The 18,690-nt window shown below is 69.3% G+C and carries 21 protein-coding genes and 1 pseudogene; 11 read left to right on the top strand and 11 right to left on the bottom strand.

The features are described from left to right. Positions 1 to 19: 19 nt before the first annotated feature. A complete protein-coding gene (locus QRN21_RS09500; protein WP_072590620.1) occupies positions 20 to 1,327 on the bottom strand; it encodes an ABC transporter substrate-binding protein in 1,308 nt (435 codons plus the stop codon). A 181-nt stretch (positions 1,328 to 1,508) separates the two neighbouring features. Here QRN21_RS09500 and QRN21_RS09495 point away from each other — a divergent pair, with 181 nt between their 5' ends. From QRN21_RS09495 to purQ, 3 genes are all read left to right on the top strand, one after another. Further along, a complete protein-coding gene (locus tag QRN21_RS09495) occupies positions 1,509 to 2,039 on the top strand; it encodes an adenine phosphoribosyltransferase (RefSeq protein WP_053098587.1) in 531 nt (176 codons plus the stop codon). A gap of 80 nt (positions 2,040 to 2,119) precedes the next feature. Further along, entirely contained in the window at positions 2,120 to 2,368 is a 249-nt protein-coding gene (purS, locus tag QRN21_RS09490) for a phosphoribosylformylglycinamidine synthase subunit PurS (RefSeq protein ID WP_053098586.1), read from the top strand. Then, on the top strand, positions 2,365 to 3,072 hold the full coding sequence (purQ, locus tag QRN21_RS09485; protein ID WP_053098585.1) for a phosphoribosylformylglycinamidine synthase subunit PurQ: 708 nt from the start codon (positions 2,365 to 2,367) through the stop codon (positions 3,070 to 3,072). The genes purS and purQ overlap by 4 nt, the downstream gene beginning before the upstream one ends. Before the next feature lie 494 nt (positions 3,073 to 3,566). Here purQ and QRN21_RS09480 read toward each other — a convergent pair whose 3' ends face one another. Continuing rightward, a complete protein-coding gene (locus QRN21_RS09480; RefSeq protein WP_285363807.1) occupies positions 3,567 to 4,823 on the bottom strand; it encodes a YyaL domain-containing protein in 1,257 nt (418 codons plus the stop codon). 155 nt (positions 4,824 to 4,978) lie between these two features. Between QRN21_RS09480 and QRN21_RS09475 the strand changes: the two genes are divergently transcribed. After that, complete coding sequence (locus QRN21_RS09475; RefSeq protein WP_285363806.1) at positions 4,979 to 5,428, top strand: VOC family protein; 450 nt, start codon at positions 4,979 to 4,981, stop codon at positions 5,426 to 5,428. On the opposite strand, the gene QRN21_RS09470 is transcribed toward QRN21_RS09475, so the two are convergent. Next, on the bottom strand, positions 5,425 to 5,853 hold the full coding sequence (locus QRN21_RS09470; protein ID WP_053098583.1) for a DUF1761 domain-containing protein: 429 nt from the start codon (positions 5,851 to 5,853) through the stop codon (positions 5,425 to 5,427). The two genes, QRN21_RS09475 and QRN21_RS09470, sit on opposite strands and share 4 nt — an antisense overlap. A 139-nt stretch (positions 5,854 to 5,992) precedes the next feature. Here QRN21_RS09470 and QRN21_RS09465 point away from each other — a divergent pair, with 139 nt between their 5' ends. The 4 genes and pseudogenes from QRN21_RS09465 (at position 5,993) to QRN21_RS09450 (ending at position 9,345) form a co-directional block, all read left to right on the top strand. Next, positions 5,993 to 7,654 (top strand): glycoside hydrolase family 13 protein, encoded by a 1,662-nt coding sequence (locus QRN21_RS09465; RefSeq protein WP_072590618.1) that lies wholly within the window; start codon positions 5,993 to 5,995, stop codon positions 7,652 to 7,654. Positions 7,655 to 7,744: 90 nt separating this feature from the next. Continuing rightward, complete coding sequence (locus tag QRN21_RS09460; RefSeq protein WP_056276449.1) at positions 7,745 to 8,755, top strand: LacI family DNA-binding transcriptional regulator; 1,011 nt, start codon at positions 7,745 to 7,747, stop codon at positions 8,753 to 8,755. A gap of 75 nt (positions 8,756 to 8,830) precedes the next feature. Beyond that, a pseudogene (locus tag QRN21_RS09455) lies at positions 8,831 to 9,108 on the top strand (SUMF1/EgtB/PvdO family nonheme iron enzyme); the annotation flags it as partial. Positions 9,109 to 9,192: 84 nt separating this feature from the next. Further along, on the top strand, positions 9,193 to 9,345 hold the full coding sequence (locus QRN21_RS09450) for a hypothetical protein (RefSeq protein ID WP_285363903.1): 153 nt from the start codon (positions 9,193 to 9,195) through the stop codon (positions 9,343 to 9,345). A 9-nt stretch (positions 9,346 to 9,354) separates the two neighbouring features. Here the strand turns inward: QRN21_RS09450 and nhaA are convergent, their stop codons facing one another. The 3 genes from nhaA to QRN21_RS09435 form a co-directional block, all read right to left on the bottom strand. Continuing rightward, positions 9,355 to 10,635 (bottom strand): Na+/H+ antiporter NhaA, encoded by a 1,281-nt coding sequence (gene nhaA / locus QRN21_RS09445; protein ID WP_285363804.1) that lies wholly within the window; start codon positions 10,633 to 10,635, stop codon positions 9,355 to 9,357. Positions 10,636 to 10,699: 64 nt separating this feature from the next. Then, the gene (locus QRN21_RS09440) at positions 10,700 to 10,873 is read right to left on the bottom strand and encodes a hypothetical protein (RefSeq protein WP_171821976.1); all 174 of its coding nucleotides are present in this window, start codon (positions 10,871 to 10,873) and stop codon (positions 10,700 to 10,702) included. Positions 10,874 to 10,924: 51 nt separating this feature from the next. Next, complete coding sequence (locus QRN21_RS09435) at positions 10,925 to 11,266, bottom strand: ArsR/SmtB family transcription factor (protein ID WP_053098578.1); 342 nt, start codon at positions 11,264 to 11,266, stop codon at positions 10,925 to 10,927. A gap of 83 nt (positions 11,267 to 11,349) precedes the next feature. On the opposite strand from QRN21_RS09435, the gene QRN21_RS09430 reads away from it, so the two are divergent. Then, positions 11,350 to 12,684: an NAD(P)-binding domain-containing protein gene (locus QRN21_RS09430; RefSeq protein ID WP_285363802.1), complete on the top strand. Its 1,335-nt coding sequence runs from the start codon at positions 11,350 to 11,352 to the stop codon at positions 12,682 to 12,684. After that, positions 12,681 to 13,085 carry an arsenate reductase ArsC gene (locus tag QRN21_RS09425; protein WP_285363800.1) on the top strand — a complete coding sequence of 135 codons (405 nt, stop codon included), beginning with the start codon at positions 12,681 to 12,683 and terminating at the stop codon, positions 13,083 to 13,085. The genes QRN21_RS09430 and QRN21_RS09425 overlap by 4 nt, the downstream gene beginning before the upstream one ends. Before the next feature lie 173 nt (positions 13,086 to 13,258). Here QRN21_RS09425 and QRN21_RS09420 read toward each other — a convergent pair whose 3' ends face one another. The 3 genes from QRN21_RS09420 to fdxA are packed head-to-tail and all read right to left on the bottom strand — an operon-like array spanning position 13,259 to position 14,746. Further along, complete coding sequence (locus QRN21_RS09420; protein WP_285363799.1) at positions 13,259 to 13,888, bottom strand: superoxide dismutase; 630 nt, start codon at positions 13,886 to 13,888, stop codon at positions 13,259 to 13,261. Positions 13,889 to 13,898: 10 nt separating this feature from the next. Then, complete coding sequence (locus QRN21_RS09415) at positions 13,899 to 14,423, bottom strand: flavin reductase family protein (protein WP_053098574.1); 525 nt, start codon at positions 14,421 to 14,423, stop codon at positions 13,899 to 13,901. After that, positions 14,420 to 14,746 carry a ferredoxin gene (gene fdxA / locus QRN21_RS09410; protein ID WP_285363797.1) on the bottom strand — a complete coding sequence of 109 codons (327 nt, stop codon included), beginning with the start codon at positions 14,744 to 14,746 and terminating at the stop codon, positions 14,420 to 14,422. Before fdxA ends, QRN21_RS09415 begins: the two co-directional genes overlap by 4 nt. 79 nt (positions 14,747 to 14,825) lie before the next feature. Here fdxA and soxR point away from each other — a divergent pair, with 79 nt between their 5' ends. After that, the gene (gene soxR / locus QRN21_RS09405; RefSeq protein ID WP_053098572.1) at positions 14,826 to 15,302 is read left to right on the top strand and encodes a redox-sensitive transcriptional activator SoxR; all 477 of its coding nucleotides are present in this window, start codon (positions 14,826 to 14,828) and stop codon (positions 15,300 to 15,302) included. Between the two features lie 17 nt (positions 15,303 to 15,319). Here soxR and QRN21_RS09400 read toward each other — a convergent pair whose 3' ends face one another. Further along, positions 15,320 to 17,566, bottom strand: coding sequence for an exo-beta-d-1,3/1,6-glucosidase (locus QRN21_RS09400; RefSeq protein WP_285363796.1), 2,247 nt, complete (start codon positions 17,564 to 17,566; stop codon positions 15,320 to 15,322). Further along, on the bottom strand, positions 17,566 to 18,690 hold the full coding sequence (locus QRN21_RS09395; protein WP_285363795.1) for an ABC transporter permease: 1,125 nt from the start codon (positions 18,688 to 18,690) through the stop codon (positions 17,566 to 17,568). The genes QRN21_RS09400 and QRN21_RS09395 overlap by 1 nt, the downstream gene beginning before the upstream one ends.

Here is an 18,690-nt window from a genome sequence, read left to right as displayed (position 1 = left end):
AACGGATGCGGTGGCTGGGTCAGTCGACCAGCTCGTTCAGGAGCTCGACCGCGGCATCCCAGGCGCCCTGGGTGTCGGTCTCGCCACGGTCGAGGCCGCTGAGGGCCGGACCGAAGACGTTCTCCTGGATCACCGAGTCATCGGCGCCCTTGAACTGGGCGACGACGCCCTTGGCACGCTCGGCGAGGATGGCACCGGTGGGTGCGTCGTTGAAGAACGCGTTCGGAGTCGCCTCGGACGAGAGCGTCTCCTGCGCCTTGATCGTCGACGGGAAGTTGCCCGCGGCGGCGGACTGCTTGACCTGCTGCTCGGGCTGCGTCAGCCAGTCGGCGAGGTCGGCCGCGGCCTCCTTGTGCTGCGAGCTCTCGGGGATCGACAGGAATGCGCCGCCCCAGTTGGCTGCGCCGCCGGGGAAGACGTCGGCGAAGTCCCAGCCGGTGGAGGCGTCGCCGCCGCCGGCCTCGACCTGGCCCTGCACGACGCCGAGCATCCAGCCCGGGCAGACGAACGTGGCGAAGGTGCCGTCGACGAACGACTTGCCGCCGTTCCAGTCCCACGCGGTCTGTGCAGCGGACTGACCGCCTTCGGTCGCGGCCCCGAGCAGCTCGAAGCGCTCCTTCAGCTCGGCGTTGTCCTCGACGTTCAGCTCGCCGTCAGAGGTGTAGTACCCCTCGTCGAGCTGGTTGACCATGGCGTTCCAGACGAAGCCCGAGTGGTCGTACCAGGCCTTGCCGGTCTTGGCCGTGTACTCGGCGCCGACCGCGAAGTAGTTCTCCCAGTCGCCGTTCAGCAGCTCGGCGACGGACTCGCGGTCGCTGGGCAGGCCGGCCGCCTCGAAGGCGGCGCCGTTGTAGCAGATGCCGCTCGGGCCGATGTCGGTGCCGTAGCCGATCACGCGGCCCTCGGCGTCGGTCGCCTGTCCGTACTTCCAGTCGACCCAGTCGGACTTGCGGTCTTCGATGCCGTAGTCGCGCAGGTCGACGAAGGTGTCGGAGACGTCCATGATCGCGCCGAGCCACCCCTCCTCGATCGCGACGACGTCGCTGAGACCCGAGCCGGCTGCGATCTTCGTGAACGCGTCGGTGCGGGCGTTGCCGCCGGTGTCGATGTTGGTCGCCTCGATCGTGACGTTCGGGTTCGCCTTCTCGTACTCGTCGTAGAGGTCGTCGTATCCGAAGGTGCCGAAGGTGGTGACGGTCAGTGTGACCTTCTCGTCACCGGAAGCGCTGTCGCCGGCATCGGCGGAGGCGCAGCCGGCGAGGGCCAGGGCGGAGACGGATGCGACGGCTGCTGTCGTCAGGATCCGCTTGCGGGCACGTGTGTTCACAGTTCACTCCTTTGTGGTGGGTCGTGCAGTGGTGGTGCGGGTGGTGCTCGGGGTCGTGCGGGGGCTTTCCGTGATGGCTTCCCGTGAGGATTCCTGTGGGAGCGCTCCCATGCACTGTCCAGTGACTCTATGGGAGCGCTCCCACGGTGTCAAGCCCGAGCCTTTCGCGTAGCCTTGACCGGTGCCCGACACCGATCTCTCCCCCGCCCTCGTCCGCGCCGAATCCCTGATCCGCAGCATCCCCGACTATCCCGAGGCGGGGATCATCTTCCGCGACATCACCCCGCTGCTCGCCGACGCCGAGGCCCTGCAGGCGACCACCGACGCGATCATCGCGCCGTTCGCCGGACAGTTCGACGTCGTGGCGGGCATCGAGGCACGCGGCTTCATCCTCGCCGGAGCGGCCGCGATCGCCGCAGGCGTCGGCCTCATCCCGATCCGCAAGGCCGGCAAGCTGCCCCGCCCCGCGGCATCCGTCGACTACGCCCTCGAATACGGCACCGCGACGATCGAGATGCACGACGATCTACCCGCCGGATCCCGCGTGCTGCTCATCGACGACGTGCTCGCCACCGGGGGCACGCTCGCCGCCGGACGCGAACTGGTCGAGCGCCTGGGCAGCCACGTCGTCGGCATCTCCGTGCTGTTCGAGATCGACGGTCTCGGCGGCCGCGAGGCGATCGGCGACCTGCACACCGTCTTCCACGCCTGAGCCCCGTCACCCGGGAATCGGGCGAGTCCCGAGCCGGTAGACTGGACACGCCCGTCCGCCCGCGACTTCCGGAGCCGTTCATGCCCACCATCGTCGTCGACGTCATGCCCAAGCCCGAACTGCTCGACCCGCAGGGGAAGGCCGTGTCCGGCGCATTCTCCCGTCTGGGCGTCGAGGGCTTCTCCGATGTCCGCATCGGCAAGCGCTTCGAGCTCACCGTCGAAGGCGAGGTCACCGACGAGATCCTCGCCGAGGCCCGCCGCATCGCCGATGAGGTGCTCTCCAACTCCGTGATCGAGGACGTCGTCGGCATCGAGGTCGCCGAGTGACCACGCGCATCGGCGTCATCACCTTTCCGGGCTCGCTCGACGACCGCGACGCCCAGCGCGCTGTGCGCATCGCCGGCGCCGAGCCGGTCGCCCTCTGGCACGGTTCGCACGATCTCGAGGGCGTCGACGCCCTCGTGCTGCCCGGCGGCTTCAGCTACGGCGACTACCTGCGCGCCGGTGCGATCGCCGCGCTCTCGCCGATCATGGCGGAGGTCAAGGACGCCGCGGCCAAGGGCATGCCGATCCTCGGCATCTGCAACGGCTTCCAGATGCTGGTCGAGGCGCACCTGCTGCCCGGCGGCCTGATCCGCAACGATCACCAGCACTTCGTGCGGCGCGATCAGAAGCTGATCGTCGAGAACTCCGACACCGCGTGGACAAACCGCTTCCGCACGGGCCAGGAGATCACGATCCCGCTGAAGAACGCCGACGGCGGGTACATCGCCGACGAGGAGACGCTCGACCGTCTCGAGGGCGAGAACCTCGTGGCATTCCGCTATGCGGGCGTGAACCCGAACGGCTCGCTGCGCGACATCGCCGGACTCACCAACGAGGCCGGCAACGTCGTCGGTCTCATGCCGCACCCCGAGCACGCGACCGAGGCCGGCTTCGGCCCCGACACCTCGGCCGCCATGCGCTCGGGCATCGACGGCGTCGACTTCTTCACCAGCGCGATCGCCGCCGTCGCCCGCGTCGCCGCGTAAGCGGTAGGCGCCCGCAGCCGGGGCCAGTTCCGCACCGCGCCCGCAGCCGGGGCCAGTTCCGCACCCGCGCGCACAGCCGGGACCAGTTCTGCACCCGCGCGCACAGCCGGGGCCAGTTCCGCACCCGCGCGCACAGCCGGGGCCAGTTCTGCACCCGAATCGCCGGTTTCGGATGCGTTATTGGCCCCGCATCAGCGGAGGATGCGCTTTTGGCCCCGCACCGGGGCGATGACGCCGGCCCCAGCACCGAGGGGGTCGGTTCCGCACCCGCTCGCGCAGCCGGGGCCAGTTCCGATCCCGCTCGCGCAGCCGGGGCCAGTTCCGCATCCGCGCGCGCAGCCGGGGCCAGTTCCGCACCGCGCCCGCAGCCGGGGCCAGTTCCGCATCCGAATCACCCGAATCCGGTGCAATGGTGACCACGCACCGCGCCGGAGGTGCACTAGTGACCCCGCACCGCGCCCTACGTGGCGGCAGGCGTCACCGCGCGCGACGGGTCAGTCGACGGGCAGCGCGAAGGGATTGTCGCCCGCGGCGGCGAGCAGGTACCAGGCCGTCGCACCGGTGTGCAGGCTGGCGTAGTAGAGGTCGCCGAAGCCCGAGTCGAGGCCGTCGGTCGACGTCGCCACGATCCCCTTGCCGTCGCCGTTGGCCGCATCGCGCTGACCGAGGCGGATGCTGCTCAGCAGCGACTCCACGCGCTCGGCGTCACCGGGCGCATCGCGCAGCGTGAGAGCGAGCGCCAGGTGGCCGGATCCCTCGAACCACACCTTCGACACGTCGGCGTCGCTGATCGACGCGCCCTGATACTGCCCGTCCGTCGCGATGAGGTGGGTCAGCGTCCAGTCCAGCGAGGTGTCGTAGCGGGGGTCGCGCGTGGCGAGCGAGCTCCAGGTCTGCGCGTCGAGGGGAATGGGGCGGGTGTTGACCGTCGACCCGTCCAGCAGGGTGCCCGTGTCGACATGGCCGTCGGCGCTCTGCATCGCGGCCACGAAGGCCGACGCGACGCCCGCCCGATCGGCCCAGACGGAGTCGCCGGTGAGCTGTGCGAGCTGCGTGAAGAAGCCGGCGATATCGCTGTTGTGCTCGGTGGACTTCCACTCCAGCGACGAGCCGTTCTCGAGCTGGCCGCCGGTGTAGCCGAAGGGCGCTCGCACCATGTCGGCGGTGTTGTTCTGGATCCATTCGGCGATCTGCACCGCCCCGGCGAGGTACTTCGAGTCGCCGGTCGCGTGGAAGAGACGCGCGAGCGCCATACCGGTCCAGGCCTGGTTGCCGGTGAACGTGCCGGGGCCGGTGATCTCGACCCTCCCCTGACGGATGCCGTGCGGCTCGTACGAGGTGCGCACTCGGCCGTCGCCGATCGGGTCGTTCGCCTGCACGAAGAGCAGGGTGTCGCCGATGGTCCGCGCCCGACGGATGTCGTCGGGGAGCCCGCGTGCCGTGTATGCGATCACGACGAGGGCGTCGTCGTAGACGAACGACGGGGTGAAGTCCCAGGTCGGCAGGTCGGTGAAGAAGCCTCCCTGATAGCTGCGGGGAAGGCAGTGCCCCGCGCCGTCGCAGAACTCGTCGACGCGCGCATCGAGGAACTCGTAGGCGAGGGCGACCGACAGAGTCGGATCCGGTGCGGCGGTCGGGTCGTCGGCGGGGGCATCACCGGAGGCCGCGGTGGTCACGCCCGCGACCATCGCGGCGGCGATGAGTGCGGCGGCGAGCATCCATGGCGCTGAACGGCGCGATGACCCCGACATGAAGACCCCCTCGGTCTGAACCGCAGTCGGCGACCGCAGGCGACCAGGAGGTCACGTGCAAAATGCTGGCATACCAGGAAGTCTCGGCGGAAGTGGCGAAGGTCTAGTCTTTCGAGGCGCCCGGCGTGTCGCGCCCCGCGAGTAGCATGCGAGCCATGCCCATCACACTGGAGAACGTCGGCATCGCCGTGCGCGACCTCGAGGCGACGATCGCCTTCTTCACCGATCTCGGCCTCACCGTGCTCGGTCGGGACGAGGTCAGCGGCGAATGGGCCGACACCGCCGTCGGCCTCGACGGCAACCACGCGAAGATCGCCGTGCTGCAGACACCCGACGGCCACGGTCAGCTCGAGCTGTTCGAATACATCCATCCCGACGCGATCGAGACCGAGCCGACCCTGCCGAACGAGATCGGGATGCACCGGGTGGCGTTCTCCGTCGACGACATCGACGAGTCCCTGGCCATCGCTGCCCGGCACGGATATCACCCGCTGCGAGGAGTCGCGAACTACCAGGGCGTCTACCGGCTCACCTATCTGCGCGGCCCGAGCGGGATCCTCGTCATGTTCGCGCAGGACCTCACGACGGATGCCGCGGCGAACTAGCCGAGAGCCGGCGGCCAGACGCCGATGATCACGGCCATGACCACGATCGTGACGATCTCGTGTGCGATGTTCATGGTGGTCAGCGCTGTCGGGCGCCCCTCGAAGGCGTCGTGCGTGATGAACCGCGCGGCCGTGAACCCGGCCCACAGCAGCACGCCGGTGACGACGGCGGCCCAGAAGAACGATCCGTCGTAGAAGTGCCAGGCGATCGCGGATGCTCCGGCGAGCACCCACGCCGTCGCGAAACTCACGATCACGGTGGTGATGATCGCCATCGTCGCGCTCGCCCCCGGACGATCCATGTCGACGTTCGCGAGCTTCGACCAGCGGGTGCCGAACACCTTCGGCGCGTACCAGATCGAGCCGACGATCATGCTCGAGGCGGTCGCGAGCAGAACGGCCCAGTAGTTGATCTCGGGAACCATGACAGCCTCCTGTGGTCGGATGCCCGAAGCATACTCCCGGGCCTGCAAGCGGCTGCGGACCGGCGCAGAATATCGGATCCCCGAATCGATTCGATGCTCGCTCTGGCAATCATGTAAGCGTTTGCACTAATCTGTTGCCATGGCACAGCTTGAGCAGATCGCAGCCCCCGGTTCCGAGTGGTGGCGCAGCGCGGTCATCTACCAGATCTACCCCCGTTCGTTCGCCGACGCCTCGGGCGACGGCATCGGCGACCTGCCCGGCATCACCAGCCGGCTCGACTCGCTGAAGGAGCTCGGCGTCGACGCGATCTGGCTGAGCCCGTTCATGACGAGCCCCCAGCGGGACGCCGGCTACGACGTCGCCGACTACCGCGACGTCGACCCGCTGTTCGGCACCCTCGACGACTTCGACACGATGCTGAACGAGGCGCATGCCCGCGGCATCCGCGTCGTCGTCGACCTGGTCCCCAACCACTCGTCGGCGCAGCACGCCTGGTTCCAGGAGGCCCTCAAGGCTGCTCCCGGCAGCCCCGAGCGCGCGCGGTACATCTTCCGCGACGGCAAGGGCAAGAACGGCGAGCTGCCCCCGAACAACTGGGAGTCCGTCTTCGGCGGCGGCATGTGGGAGCGCGTGACCGAGGCCGACGGCACGCCGGGCCAGTGGTACCTGCACATCTTCGACCCGACGCAGCCCGACTTCGACTGGAACAACGAAGAGGTGCGCGAGGAGTTCCGCTCGATCCTGCGCTTCTGGCTCGACCGCGGCGTCGACGGCTTCCGGGTCGACGTGGCCCACGGCATGATCAAGGCCGACGGCCTGCCCGACTACACGCCCCCGGCAGACGCAGACTCGATGGGCGGCGGCGAGGCGAACGTGCCGTACTGGGGCCAGGACGGCGTGCACGATATCTACCGCGACTGGCACAAGGTGCTGGCCGAGTACGACGGCGACCGCGCGCTGTGCGGTGAGGCCTGGATGCCGACGCTCAAGCAGACCGCCCTGTGGGTGCGCCCCGACGAGATGCACCAGACCTTCAACTTCCCCTACCTCATGACCGAGTGGGACGCGAAGGCTCTGGGGTCTGTCATCCGCGAATCCCTCGACGCGTTCGGCGAGGTCGGCGCACCCAGCACCTGGGTGCTGTCGAACCACGACGTCGTGCGCCACGCGTCGCGACTCGCGCTCACGGCCGAGAACCCGCAGGGCGAGGGCATCGGCCCGAACACCCCGCACAAGCCCGACACCGCCATCGGACTCGCGCGCGCTCGCGCGGCGACGACCGTGATGCTCGCGCTTCCGGGTTCGGCATACCTCTACCAGGGCGAGGAGCTGGGCCTGCCCGAGGCGATGGAGATCCCCGACGCCTTCCGTCAGGACCCGACGTGGTTCCGCACCAACGGCGAGCGCTACGGTCGCGACGGATGCCGTGTGCCGCTGCCGTGGGAGGCGGATGCTCCGGCGTTCGGCTTCAACGAGACCGGTGCGTCGTGGCTGCCCCAGCCCGCCGACTGGGCGTCGTACTCGCGCGACGTCGAAGAGGTCGACCCCGCCTCGACGCTGGCGCTCTACAAGCGCCTGCTCGCCGGACGGCGTGAGCACGGCTTCGGCAGCGGATCGCTCGTCTGGGAAGACGCCGGCGCAGATGCGGTGGCGTTCCGCCGCGGCGACGTGCACGTGCTCGCGAACCTCGGCACCGAGCCGCTGCCGCTGCCGACCGACGCGTTCGTGATCCTGCAGAGCCAGCCGTTCGACGGTGGCGCCGTGCCCGTCGACACCGCGGTCTGGTACACCAAGGCGTAACGTCGCATCATGTTCCGGTCGCAGTTCGCGCCGCCCACGGCACCGCCCGACGGCACGAACTGCGACCGGAACGGCTCAGAGAGGATCCCCATGGCGAGCATCGATGAGGTCGCCCGGCTCGCCGGCGTCTCGACCGCGACGGTCTCGCGCGCGCTGAGCGGCCGAGGCCATGTGTCGGAGTCGGCCCGCCTGCGCGTGCAGGAGGCGGCATCGGCGCTCGGCTACGTCGTGTCCTCCCGCGCGTCGAGCCTGGCATCGGGCCGCACCCGCAACATCGGGGTCGTGGTGCCCTTCCTCGACCGATGGTTCTTCAGCACCGTGCTGTCGGGGGTATCGTCCGCGCTGATGCGCGAGGGCTACGACATCACCCTCTACAACATCACCGCCGACAAGGACGTGCGCCGCCACGTGTTCGACACCTTCCTGCGGCGGCAGCGAGTGGATGCCGTGATCGCGGTGTCGATCGAGCTCGACGACGACGAGACTCAGTATCTGCTCGACCTCGGCCTGCCGGTGATCGCGATCGGCGGGCCGAACCCCAAGCTCGACACCCTCACCGTCGACGACGTCGCCGTGGCCCAGCTGGCGACCGAGCACCTGATCGGTCTCGGACACCGCGACATCGCCCACATCGGCGCGAACCCCGAGTTCGACATCGACTTCCACATCCCGACGAATCGTCGCCTGGGCTTCGAGAAGGCACTGGCGAAGGCCGGCATCCCTCTGAATCCGGCCTTCCTCGAGCCCGCCGACTTCACGGTCGAGGGCGGATACCGCGCGGCGAAGCAGCTGCTCGGACGCCCCGGCCCGCGACCCACCGCCGTGTTCGCGGCATCCGACGAGATGGCGATCGGGGCGATCCTCGCCGCCCGCGACCTCGGATTCGCCGTGCCGGATGACCTCTCGATCGTCGGCATCGACGGTCACGAGCTCGGCGAGTTCTTCCGACTCAGCACCGTCGACCAGTTCCCCCTCGGGCAGGGCGAGCGTGCGGCGGATGCCGTGCTCGCGAAGCTCGCCGACGGCGAAGCCGCGGGAATACCGGCCGAGCTCCCCTACGAGCTGAACGTCCGAGGCACGACCGCGCGCCTGGTCGGCTAGCCCCACGCGGGCGAGCATCCTGCCCCGCGCGACGCCCCGGACGCTACGCTGACGCGGGTGACGAACATTCGCGACATGGTGCTGATCCCCGGCGGAACCTACCGGATGGGGTCCGAGGACTTCTACCCCGACGAGCGCCCGGTGCACGAGCGCGAGGTCGCCTTGTTCGAGATCGACCGCTACCAGGTGACCAACGCGCAGTACGCGGAATTCGTCGACGCCACGGGATATATCACCGTGGCCGAGCGGCCTCTCGACCCGGCTGCCTTTCCGGATGCGGATCCGAAGGACCTCGTGCCCGGTTCCTGGTCTTCACGCCGACTCCCGGCCCGACCGACCTGCGCAACTGGCGCAAGCTGCGGTTCCCGAAGCTCTTCAATCTGCGCACCGATCCGTTCGAGCGCGCCGACATCACCTCGAACACCTACTGGGACTGGGTGCTCGACCACATCTTCCTGTTCATCCCGGCTCAGGCGTATGTGGCGAACATGCTGCACACCCTTGCCGAGTTCCCCGCTCGCCAGGAATCGGCATCGTTCACGATCACCCAGGTGATGGCGAAGCTGCAGTCGACGGTCGGCAGCTCCTGACCATCGCCCTCAGGCGTCGAGCGGCGATCGGCGGGCGAGAGCGTTGCGCCTCGCGAGCATCAGCCCGCCGATCACCGCGGCGATCAGGGAGCCGAGGAGCACGCCGATCTTGACGTGCTCGTCGGCGACCGAACTCGACCCGTAGGCGAGCTCGCCGACGAGCAGGGAGACGGTGAATCCGATTCCGGCGAGGAACGCCATGCCGGTGAGGTCGGGCCAGCGCAGCGATTCGTCGAGACGCAGAGCGGGCACCCGGCTGAGCAGGAACGTGGTCGCGAGGATCCCGATCGGCTTGCCCAGGACGAGGCCGACGATGATGCCGATCGCGATCGGATCGGTCAGCGCCGACGCGAGCCCCGCGAGTCCGCCGATCGTGACGCCCGCCGCGAAGAAGGCGAACACGGGCACGGCGAACAGCGTCGCCACGACACCCCACCGGTCGGCGAAGTGCGGGGCGAGGCCGTCGTAGAGGGGCTCGCCGTCGGCATCCGTCCCTCGCGGCACCCGAGCGCGCTCGGTCGGGATGACAGGAACGACGAAACCGAGGAGGACTCCGGCGACGGTCGCGTGGATGCCGGCGGCATGGATGCAGACCCACACGGCGATCGCGAGAGGCATCAGGATCCACCACGCCCGCACGCCCTTCTGCACGAGCAGCGCGAATCCTGCGAGGGGCAGCAGCGCGAGAGTCAGCCAGGGGAAGCTGATCGAGTCGGTGTAGAAGGTCGCGATGATCGTGATGGCGATCAGGTCGTCGATGATCGCGAGTGTGAGCAGGAAGACACGGAGCGCCGGTGGGAGGAACTTCCCGACCACGGCGATCACGGCGACCGCGAACGCGATGTCCGTGGCGGTCGGGATGGCCCAGCCGCGCAGGGCGTCGCCGTCGCCCGCGTTGATCAGGGCGAAGATGATCGCCGGCACGATCACCCCGCCGACGGCTGCGGCGATCGGCAGCGCCGCCTGACGCGGATCGCGCAGTCGGCCGGTGACGAACTCCTCCTTCAGCTCGAGACCCACGACGAAGAAGAAGATCGCGAGCAGGCCGTCCGCGGCCCAGGCCCCGATGCTCAGATCGAGATACAGCTCGGGGATGCCGAACGTGAAGTCGCGCACCGACTCGTACCACGACACGGCGGGGGTGTTGGCGAGGATCAGCGCGGCGACGGTGGCGGCGAGCAGCAGCGAACCACCGAGCACCTCGCTGCGGGCGTTGTTGCGGATGCCTCGCCACAACTCGTGCGGAGCGAGGCGCAGACGGGCACGGGGACGGACAGGAGAAGCGGACATGACGAGACCTCACGCGAGAGAAGGGGTGAACGACGCGGAAGACCGCACCCCACAGAGGCGCGGTCTAGTCGCGTGGCGGCGGGCAGCCCGCGATCTCGCCGTGCGAGAGAGTGCCCCAGACGCTGGTCCACCCGTTCGTGCCCGGGTGGAGCACGACGCGCATCCATTCCTTCATCGGAGTCGCCGAGCGCAGCTCATGCGGAGCGCGCGCCGAACCGGCGATCGAGAGGAGGGCCATGGAATCAGCCTATCGGGATGACCGCCCGCCGACCTGAGGAGCGCAGCAGGATCAGACGGCTCGCAGCGCGTCGCCGGCGGCGTCGAGAGCGCCCTCGGCGAGGGAGAAGTACGCCCACTTGCCGCGCTGCTCACGCGTGACGAGTCCGGCGTCCGCCAGCAGCTTCATGTGATGCGAGACCGTGCCCTGCGACAGACCGACCGGGTCGGTGAGGTCGCAGATGCAGGCTTCGCCACCCGCGGCCGACGAGATCAGCGAGAGCAGGCGGATGCGCGTCGGGTCGCCGAGCGCCTTGAACAGGCGGGCGATCCGTTCGGCCTCGGCGAGCGGAAGAGCGGATGCCGCGCGCGGCGTGCAGCAGCCCGTCTGCTCGATCGTCACCGGAAGCGTCATGCGGTCATCCTCTCACGTATTGACAATGTTCGATACGTGGGCGACGCTTCTCATATTGAAGTCTTTCGATCTGAGGAGATGTCGTGTCCGAGCTTCCCATCGTCGTCATCGGCGCGGGGCCGCAGGGTCTCGCAGCGGCGGCGCATCTCGTCGAACGCCGCGAAGACGTCGTCGTCCTCGAACGAGGGCGCGGCCCTGCCGCCGCGGTCTCCGAATGGGGCCACGTGCGCCTGTTCTCGGCGTGGCCCGAGCTGACGGATGCCGCCGCGCGTCGCCTGCTCGAGCCGACCGGGTGGACCGCACCGACCGCAGGCTGTCCGACCGGGGCGGAATGGGTGAGCGACTACCTGGCGCCTCTCGCGGGCGCACTCGGTGAGCGGATCCGGTACGGCACCGCCGTCACGGGCGTCGCTCGCCAGGGTCGCGACAAGGTCGTCGAGTCCGGACGCAGGAACCAGCCGTTCGTCGTGCACACCCTCGACACGGACGGCACCGAGTCGCGGATCCGCGCCCGGGCGGTCATCGACGCGAGCGGCACCTGGGACCTCCCCCACCCTGCGGGCGCAGACGGCTTCCCCGCCGTGGGCGAGGCCGCGGCATCCGATCTGATCTCCTATCGCATCCCCGACGACGTGTCCGAGCTCGCGGGTTCGCATGTGGTCGTCGTCGGAGCGGGACACTCCGCCACGCACGCCGTGCTGCGCCTGAGCGAACTGGCCCGCCGGTCGCCGGGGACCCGCGTCACCTGGCTGCTCCGCCGAGGGAGCGCCGCGAACGTTCTCGGGGGCGGCGCCGGAGACGAGCTGCCCGAACGCGCAGCCCTCGGCTCTCGGGTGTCGAAGGTGATCCATGACGGTGTCGTCGAGGTGGTGACAGGATTCCGCGTCGCCGAGTTCCGACGGGACGGGAGCGGCCTGGTGATCGTCGCCGAAGACGGACGCGAGATGGCGGAGATCGCGCACGTGTTCGCGCTCACCGGATTCCGGCCGGACACCGGCATCCTGCGCGAACTCCGAATCGATCTCGACCCCGCTCTCGATGCGGTCGCCGGCATCGCCTCCGAGATCGACCCCAACATCCACTCCTGCGGCTCGGTGGGCGCGACCGGTGCCCGACAGCTCATGCAGCCGGAGGAGGGCCTCTTCATCGTCGGCGCGAAGTCCTACGGTCGAGCGCCGACCTTCCTCGCCCTCACCGGTTACGAGCAGGTGCGCAGCGTCGCGGCCCACCTCGTCGGTGATCGGGAGGGCGCGGCGCGCAACGAACTCGCCCTGCCCGCGACCGGGGTATGCGGGGGATCAGGAGACTTCGACGACGGCGCGGGCAGCTGCTGCGCCGCGCCGGCCGTGCTGCAGATCGGCAGGACGCCGTTGACGACCCTCGACCCCGCACGCTCGCTTACCCTGGAGACATCATGACCACCACCAAGCCCTCCGTCCTCTTCGTGTGCGTGCACAACGCCGGACGCTCGCAGATGGCCGCAGGCTTTCTGCGCGAGGTCGCCGGCGACCGCATCGAGGTGCGCTCCGCCGGATCCATGCCCGCCGACGAGATCAACCCGATCGCGGTCGAGGCCATGAGCGAACTCGGCATCGACATCACCGCCGAGCAGCCCAAGGTGCTCACGACCGAGGCCGTGCAGGCTTCTGATGTCGTGATCACGATGGGATGCGGCGACGCCTGCCCGTTCTTCCCCGGCAAGCGCTACGAGGACTGGGAGCTCGACGACCCGGCCGGGCAGGGCATCGACTCCGTGCGCCCGATCCGCGACGACATCCGCCGTCGCATCGAGGCGCTCGCGGGCGAACTGCTCGCCTGACGCTCGCTCAATCGGGAGGAGATCTGCGGACGGGAGGGCGGATGCCGCGGCATCCTCCTCCGGATCGCGGATCTCCTCCCGATGCGGCGCGTTGGCCGCAACGCGGCGCGCTGGCGGCAATGCGGCGCAGATCTCCTCCCGACGCGCTGGCGCCGGGAGGAGATCCGTGAGATTCAGCGGGCGACGATGAGGCCCGCGGTCTTCTCCTGCACGGCCTGGAACCGGCGCTGCACGTCGGACCAGTTGACGAGCTCCCAGAACGCCTTGACGTAGTCGGCGCGCACGTTGAGGTAGTCGAGGTAGTAGGCGTGCTCCCAGACGTCGAGCTGCAGCAGCGGCGTGACGCCGAGCGGAGCATTGCCCTGCTGGTCGAACAGCTGGAAGATGACCGGACGCGCGCCGACGCTGTCCCACGCGAGCACAGCCCAGCCCGAACCCTGCACACCGAGCGCGGTGGCGGTGAAGTGCGCGCGGAAGGCGTCGATCGAGCCGAACGCGTCGGTCAGCGCGGCCTCCAGCTCGCCCTCGGGGTTGCCGCCGCCGTCGGGCGACAGGTTCTCCCAGAACACCGAGTGGTTGATGTGACCGCCGAGGTTGAACGCGAGGTCCTTCTCGAGCTTGTTCACGGCGGCGAAGTCGCCGGACTCGCGGGCCGCGCCGAGCTGCTCGAGCGCCGTGTTGGCACCGGTGACGTAGGCCTGGTGGTGCTTCGAGTGGTGCAGCTCCATGAGCTTGCCGGAGATGTGCGGGGCGAGCGCCGAGTAGTCGTACGGCAGCTCGGGAAGGGTGTACGGAGTGGGCATGCTGTTCCTTTCAGTCGTTCTGATCGGTGGGGAGTGAGTGGAATCGGCGGTCGAGGTAGACGAGCGGTCGGCCCGCCCGCCCGAGCAGCACCTCGTCGATCTCGGCGACCACGACGGTCGATGAGCCGACCGCGACCGTCGACATCGTGTGACCGCGCATCGCGGCGCGCGCCTCGGCGAGGTACGGCTCACCGGTCGGAAGGGTGCCCCACCCCTGCTCGGGGGTGAAGCGGTCGGCGCCGCTCACCGCGAAGCTCTGCGCCAGGGCCGAGTGCTCGTCGTCGATCAGGTGCACGACGAACGACTCGGCGTTGAGGATCGAGCCCGCGCTGCCGGTGGCCCTGGTGACCGAGAACACGATCGCCGCGGGGTCGACCGCGACGGATGCGACGCTCGACGCCGTGAGACCGACGGGACCGGCGGGGGTCATCGCCGTGATGATCGCGACCCCCGCCGGATGCGCGCGGAACGCGGCCTTGAGCCCCTCACCGACCTCGGACGGAACCGGCGCGGCGGGGTGCTGCTGACTGCTCATTCGGGTGCCTCCTGGGGCGGAAGTGCGGCGATGATCGGGTGGTCGCGCTCGATGATGCCGAGCTTCGCGGCGCCACCGGGCGACCCGAGCTCATCGAAGAACTCCACGTTGGCCTTGTAGTAGTCCTGCCACACGTCGGGCAGGTCGTCTTCGTAGTAGATCGCCTCGACCGGGCAGACGGGTTCGCACGCGCCGCAGTCGACGCATTCGTCGGGGTGGATGTACAGCGAGCGTTCGCCCTCATAGATGCAGTCAACAGGGCATTCGTCGATGCACGCACGGTCCTTGACATCGACGCAGGGCAGGGCGATCACGTAGGTCATCGGGTGGCGGTCTCCGTTCGGGTCACGGTTGCCACCGTATGACCTCAAGTACACTTGAGGTCAAATCGAGGAGGCCGCGATGAGCACCGATCCGGACCGGATTGCGCACGGACCCGACGAGCCGCTGACGATCGGCGAGATGAGCAGGCGCACCGGCGTCGCCCCGTCCGCCCTGCATTTCTACGAGAGCCTCGGTCTCATCGCGTCGACGCGCACCGCCGGCAATCAGCGCCGCTACGCCCGACACATGCTGCGCCGGGTCTCGCTCATCACCGTGGCGAAACGCCTCGGCATCCCGCTGTCGGATGTGCAGGACGCGTTCGCCGACGTCCCGCTCACGCAGACCCCGAGTCACGCCGACTGGCAGCGGGCGTCACGGCGCTGGAAGCGCGAACTCGAGAAGCGCCGCGAGGGCATCGAGCGACTCGAACGAGAGCTGACGGGATGCATCGGCTGCGGATGCCTGTCGATGAAGGCGTGCGGTCTGCTCAACCCCGACGATGCCCTGGGAAGTCAGGGCGCGGGGCCGCAGCGCCTCCGCGACGAGGACGCCTGAGCGCCCTCGTCGCAGACTCATGCCACGGTGAACGCAGCGCTCCGCAGGGCTTCTTCGCGCGAGCTCGGACCGACCAGCAGTTCGAACGCGCCGGATTCGACGCGACGGTTGCCGGCCGCATCCACGATCGAGCACTCGGTGACCGGCACCTCGAGCCGCACGCGCGCCGACTCTCCGGGCGCGACGTCGACCTGGCGGTAGGTCTTGAGCTCCTTGTCGGCCCAGCTCACGCTCGTGACGGAGTCGCGGACGTAGACCTGCACCGTCTCGCGCACCGGGCGCGCACCGGTGTTCGTCACCGTCACCTCGGCGACGATCGTGTCGGCGAGACCGAGCCGGTCGGTGTCGAGCGAGAGCTCGCCGTACGAGACCGTCGAGTACGACAGCCCCTCGCCGAACGCCCACGCGGGAGACTGCGTGAGGTCCGCGTAACGGTCGCCGTGCTGGCCGCGGATCTGGTTGTAGTACGTCGGCTGCTGCCCGACGTGGCGCGCGAACGAGATCGGCAGGCGCCCCGACGGCTCGACCGCACCCGAGATGATCTCGGCGAGCGCGCGGCCGCCCTGCATGCCGGGGTTCGCCGCCCAGATCACGGCGGCGGCCTTCGATGCGGATGCCGGCAGCACGAGCGGCTTCGAGGCCAGGAGCACCACGACGACGGGCTTCCCCGTCGCGATGAGCGCGTCGAGCAGCGCGTTCTGTCCGCCGATCAGCTCGAGCGTCGCCGTCGAGCGGCCCTCGCCCACGAGCTCGATACGGTCGCCGACGACGGCGACCACGACATCGGACGCCTCGGCCGCAGCGACGGCCTCGGCGATCATCGTGTCGTCGGGTGCGCTCGGGACGACGACCGAGGGCCGGGGCTGCCCGTCGGGGAACTTCGTGCCCCGCGGATCGTCGTCGAGCGTGAGGATCTCGGCGCCGCGCGTGTGCGTCACCGACCATCCGTCGATACCGGCGAGACCGTCGAGCACGGTGGTGATCATCTCGCGCGGCTGTCCGTCGAGCCATCCGGCCTGACCCGATCCGCCCGCCCAGTCGCCGAGCTGCGTCTGGGCGTCGTCAGCGAGGGGCCCGACGACCGCGACCGTCAGCGGCGCCGACGCGTCGAGCGGCAGCACGCCGTCGTTCTCGAGCAGCACGATCGAACGGCGGGCCGTCTCGAGGTTGAGCTCGGCGTGGGCGGCGCTGCCGACCACGGCATCCAGGTCCGCCTGCGGAAGTCGCGGGTCTTCGAACAGCCCCAGCTCGAACTTGAGCGTGAGGATGCGCGCCACGGCGTCATCGAAGGCGTCCTCCGCGAGCAGGCCGTTCGACACCGCCTCGAGAGCTCCGGCGAAGAAGCCCGGAGTGTTCATCACCATGTCGTTGCCCGCGCTCACCGCCGCGGCCGAGGCGTGCGCGTAGTCGGGCTGCACATGCTGCTCCCAGACCATGCGTCCGACGTTGTCCCAGTCGGTTATCAGCGTGCCGGTGTAGCCCCACTCACCGCGCAGCACATCGCTGAGCAGCCAGTCGTTCACCGTGATCGGCACCCCGTCGGTGGTCTGGTAGCCGAGCATGAACGTGCGGCATCCTTCACGGGCCACCCGCTCGAACGGCGGCAGGAACCACGACCGCAGCTTGCGTCGCGAGATGTCGGCCTCGCTGGCGTCGCGCCCGCCCTGCGTCTCGGAGTAGCCGGCGAAGTGCTTCGCCGTCGCGAGGATCGCGGTGGGGTCGTCGAGGCCCTCGCCCTGGTATCCGCGCACCATGGCGGAGGCGAGCTCGCCGATGAGGAACGGGTCTTCGCCGAACGTCTCGTCGATGCGGCCCCAGCGCAGGTCGCGCGCGATGCAGAGCACCGGCGAGAAGGTCCAGTGGATGCCGGTCGCCGCGACCTCGACCGCGGTGGCCCTCGCCACCTTCTCGACCAGCTCGGCGTCCCACGTGGCGGCCATGCCGAGCTGCGTCGGATAGATCGTCGCTCCCGGCCAGAAGGAGTGGCCGTGGATGCAGTCCTCGGCGACGAGCAGCGGGATGCGCAGTCGCGTCTGGGCGGTCAGCTCGTTCGCCCGGATGATGCGCTCGGGCGAGGTGTGCAGGATCGAGCCGACGTGCTTGCCCAGCACGTGATCGTCGAGGTCGTCGCGAGCGTCGAGCTGCAGCATCTGCCCGATCTTCTCCTCGACCGTCATGCGGTCGAGGAGGTCGGCGACGCGCGCGGCGATCGGCAGTTCTGGGTCGAGGTAGGGCAGGGATTCGGTCAGGGTCTGAGAGGTCATCACTCGGCGTTCTGTGTCTTCTTGTCGGTCTTCGTATGGGTCGTCGTCGCTGTCGCCGCGCTCTGCACGGTACCCGAGTCGGTCGTCGGCGCGCTGCGCACCGCCGTCACCGGATCGTTCACGTCGAGCCCCTTCTTCTTCATCGCGCGGGCACGTTCACCGGCCGACCGCAGCCTCGGGTTGACGTACTCGTCGATGCCGAAGTTGATGAGCGACAGGGCGACGCCGATGATCGCGATGCAGAGTCCTGCGGGCACGTACCACCACCACAGCCTCGGGAAGGCGCCGTTCTGCTGCGCCCAGAACAGGATGGTGCCCCAGTTGAGGTTGCTCACCGGGATCACCCCGATGAAGGCGAGGGTCGTCAGACCGAGGATGGCGGCGGTGACGGTGCCGACGAAGCTCGACGCGATCAGCGCCATGAGGTTCGGCAGCATCTCGACCGTGATGATGCGGTGCAGCGGCTCGCCGTTGGCACGCGCGGCCTGGATGAAGTCGCGGTTGCGCAGCGACATGGTCTGCGCGCGCAGCACGCGCGCGCCCCATGCCCAGCCCGTGAGACCGAGCACCGCGGCGATCACGATCAGCGGCGGGTTCTCGAACTGCGACGCCACGATGATGATCAGCGGGATGCCGGGGATCACCAGGAAGACGTTCGTGAGCGCCGACAGCGACTCGCTCTTCCACCCGCGCACGTACCCGGCGATGACGCCGATCGTGATCGCGATGACGGTGGCGATGATCGCCGACAGGAATCCGACCACGACGACACCGCGCGTGCCGAAGATGAGCTGGCTGAGCACGTCTTCGCCCATGTGGGTGGTGCCGAGCCAGTGGTCGAACGAGGGCGGCTGACGCAGAGCCGTGCGGTCCTTCTGCGTGGCCCCGTAGGGCGCGAGAAGCGGGGCGAAGATCGCGATCAGCACGAACACCCCGAGGATGATCAGGCCGGCGATCGACTTCGGGTTGCGGAACATCGCGAACGAGTGCGCGAGCTGCGACCAGAACGTCTTGCGGGTCGGCTGGTCGCCGTGGGCCGTGCGGAACGTGGCAGTCTCCGGCATCCCGGTGGGGATCGTGCTGCCGTCGGGCGCGGTCGTGTCGGTCGAGGTGGGAACGCTCAT

The organism is Microbacterium sp. LMC-P-041 (genome assembly GCF_030209555.1).
GTDB lineage: Bacteria > Actinomycetota > Actinomycetes > Actinomycetales > Microbacteriaceae > Microbacterium.
The sequence above is the reverse complement of the archived record's forward strand: the minus strand, read 5'-3'. Positions and strand labels throughout refer to the sequence as shown.

What these genes read in the sequence shown, in the direction of transcription:
- QRN21_RS09415 (WP_053098574.1), bottom strand. Translation starts at nt 14,423, where the DNA reads ATGAGCAGTCAGCAGCACCCCGCCGCGCCGGTTCCGTCCGAGGTCGGT.
- soxR (WP_053098572.1), top strand. Translation starts at nt 14,826, where the DNA reads ATGAGCACCGATCCGGACCGGATTGCGCACGGACCCGACGAGCCGCTG.
- QRN21_RS09400 (WP_285363796.1), bottom strand. Translation starts at nt 17,566, where the DNA reads ATGACCTCTCAGACCCTGACCGAATCCCTGCCCTACCTCGACCCAGAA.
- QRN21_RS09460 (WP_056276449.1), top strand. Translation starts at nt 7,745, where the DNA reads ATGGCGAGCATCGATGAGGTCGCCCGGCTCGCCGGCGTCTCGACCGCG.
- QRN21_RS09435 (WP_053098578.1), bottom strand. Translation starts at nt 11,266, where the DNA reads ATGACGCTTCCGGTGACGATCGAGCAGACGGGCTGCTGCACGCCGCGC.
- QRN21_RS09475 (WP_285363806.1), top strand. Translation starts at nt 4,979, where the DNA reads ATGCCCATCACACTGGAGAACGTCGGCATCGCCGTGCGCGACCTCGAG.
- QRN21_RS09440 (WP_171821976.1), bottom strand. Translation starts at nt 10,873, where the DNA reads ATGGCCCTCCTCTCGATCGCCGGTTCGGCGCGCGCTCCGCATGAGCTG.
- QRN21_RS09425 (WP_285363800.1), top strand. Translation starts at nt 12,681, where the DNA reads ATGACCACCACCAAGCCCTCCGTCCTCTTCGTGTGCGTGCACAACGCC.
- QRN21_RS09395 (WP_285363795.1), bottom strand. Translation starts at nt 18,690, where the DNA reads ATGAGCGTTCCCACCTCGACCGACACGACCGCGCCCGACGGCAGCACG.
- nhaA (WP_285363804.1), bottom strand. Translation starts at nt 10,635, where the DNA reads ATGTCCGCTTCTCCTGTCCGTCCCCGTGCCCGTCTGCGCCTCGCTCCG.
- fdxA (WP_285363797.1), bottom strand. Translation starts at nt 14,746, where the DNA reads ATGACCTACGTGATCGCCCTGCCCTGCGTCGATGTCAAGGACCGTGCG.
- QRN21_RS09465 (WP_072590618.1), top strand. Translation starts at nt 5,993, where the DNA reads ATGGCACAGCTTGAGCAGATCGCAGCCCCCGGTTCCGAGTGGTGGCGC.
- purS (WP_053098586.1), top strand. Translation starts at nt 2,120, where the DNA reads ATGCCCACCATCGTCGTCGACGTCATGCCCAAGCCCGAACTGCTCGAC.
- QRN21_RS09470 (WP_053098583.1), bottom strand. Translation starts at nt 5,853, where the DNA reads ATGGTTCCCGAGATCAACTACTGGGCCGTTCTGCTCGCGACCGCCTCG.
- QRN21_RS09420 (WP_285363799.1), bottom strand. Translation starts at nt 13,888, where the DNA reads ATGCCCACTCCGTACACCCTTCCCGAGCTGCCGTACGACTACTCGGCG.
- QRN21_RS09480 (WP_285363807.1), bottom strand. Translation starts at nt 4,823, where the DNA reads ATGTCGGGGTCATCGCGCCGTTCAGCGCCATGGATGCTCGCCGCCGCA.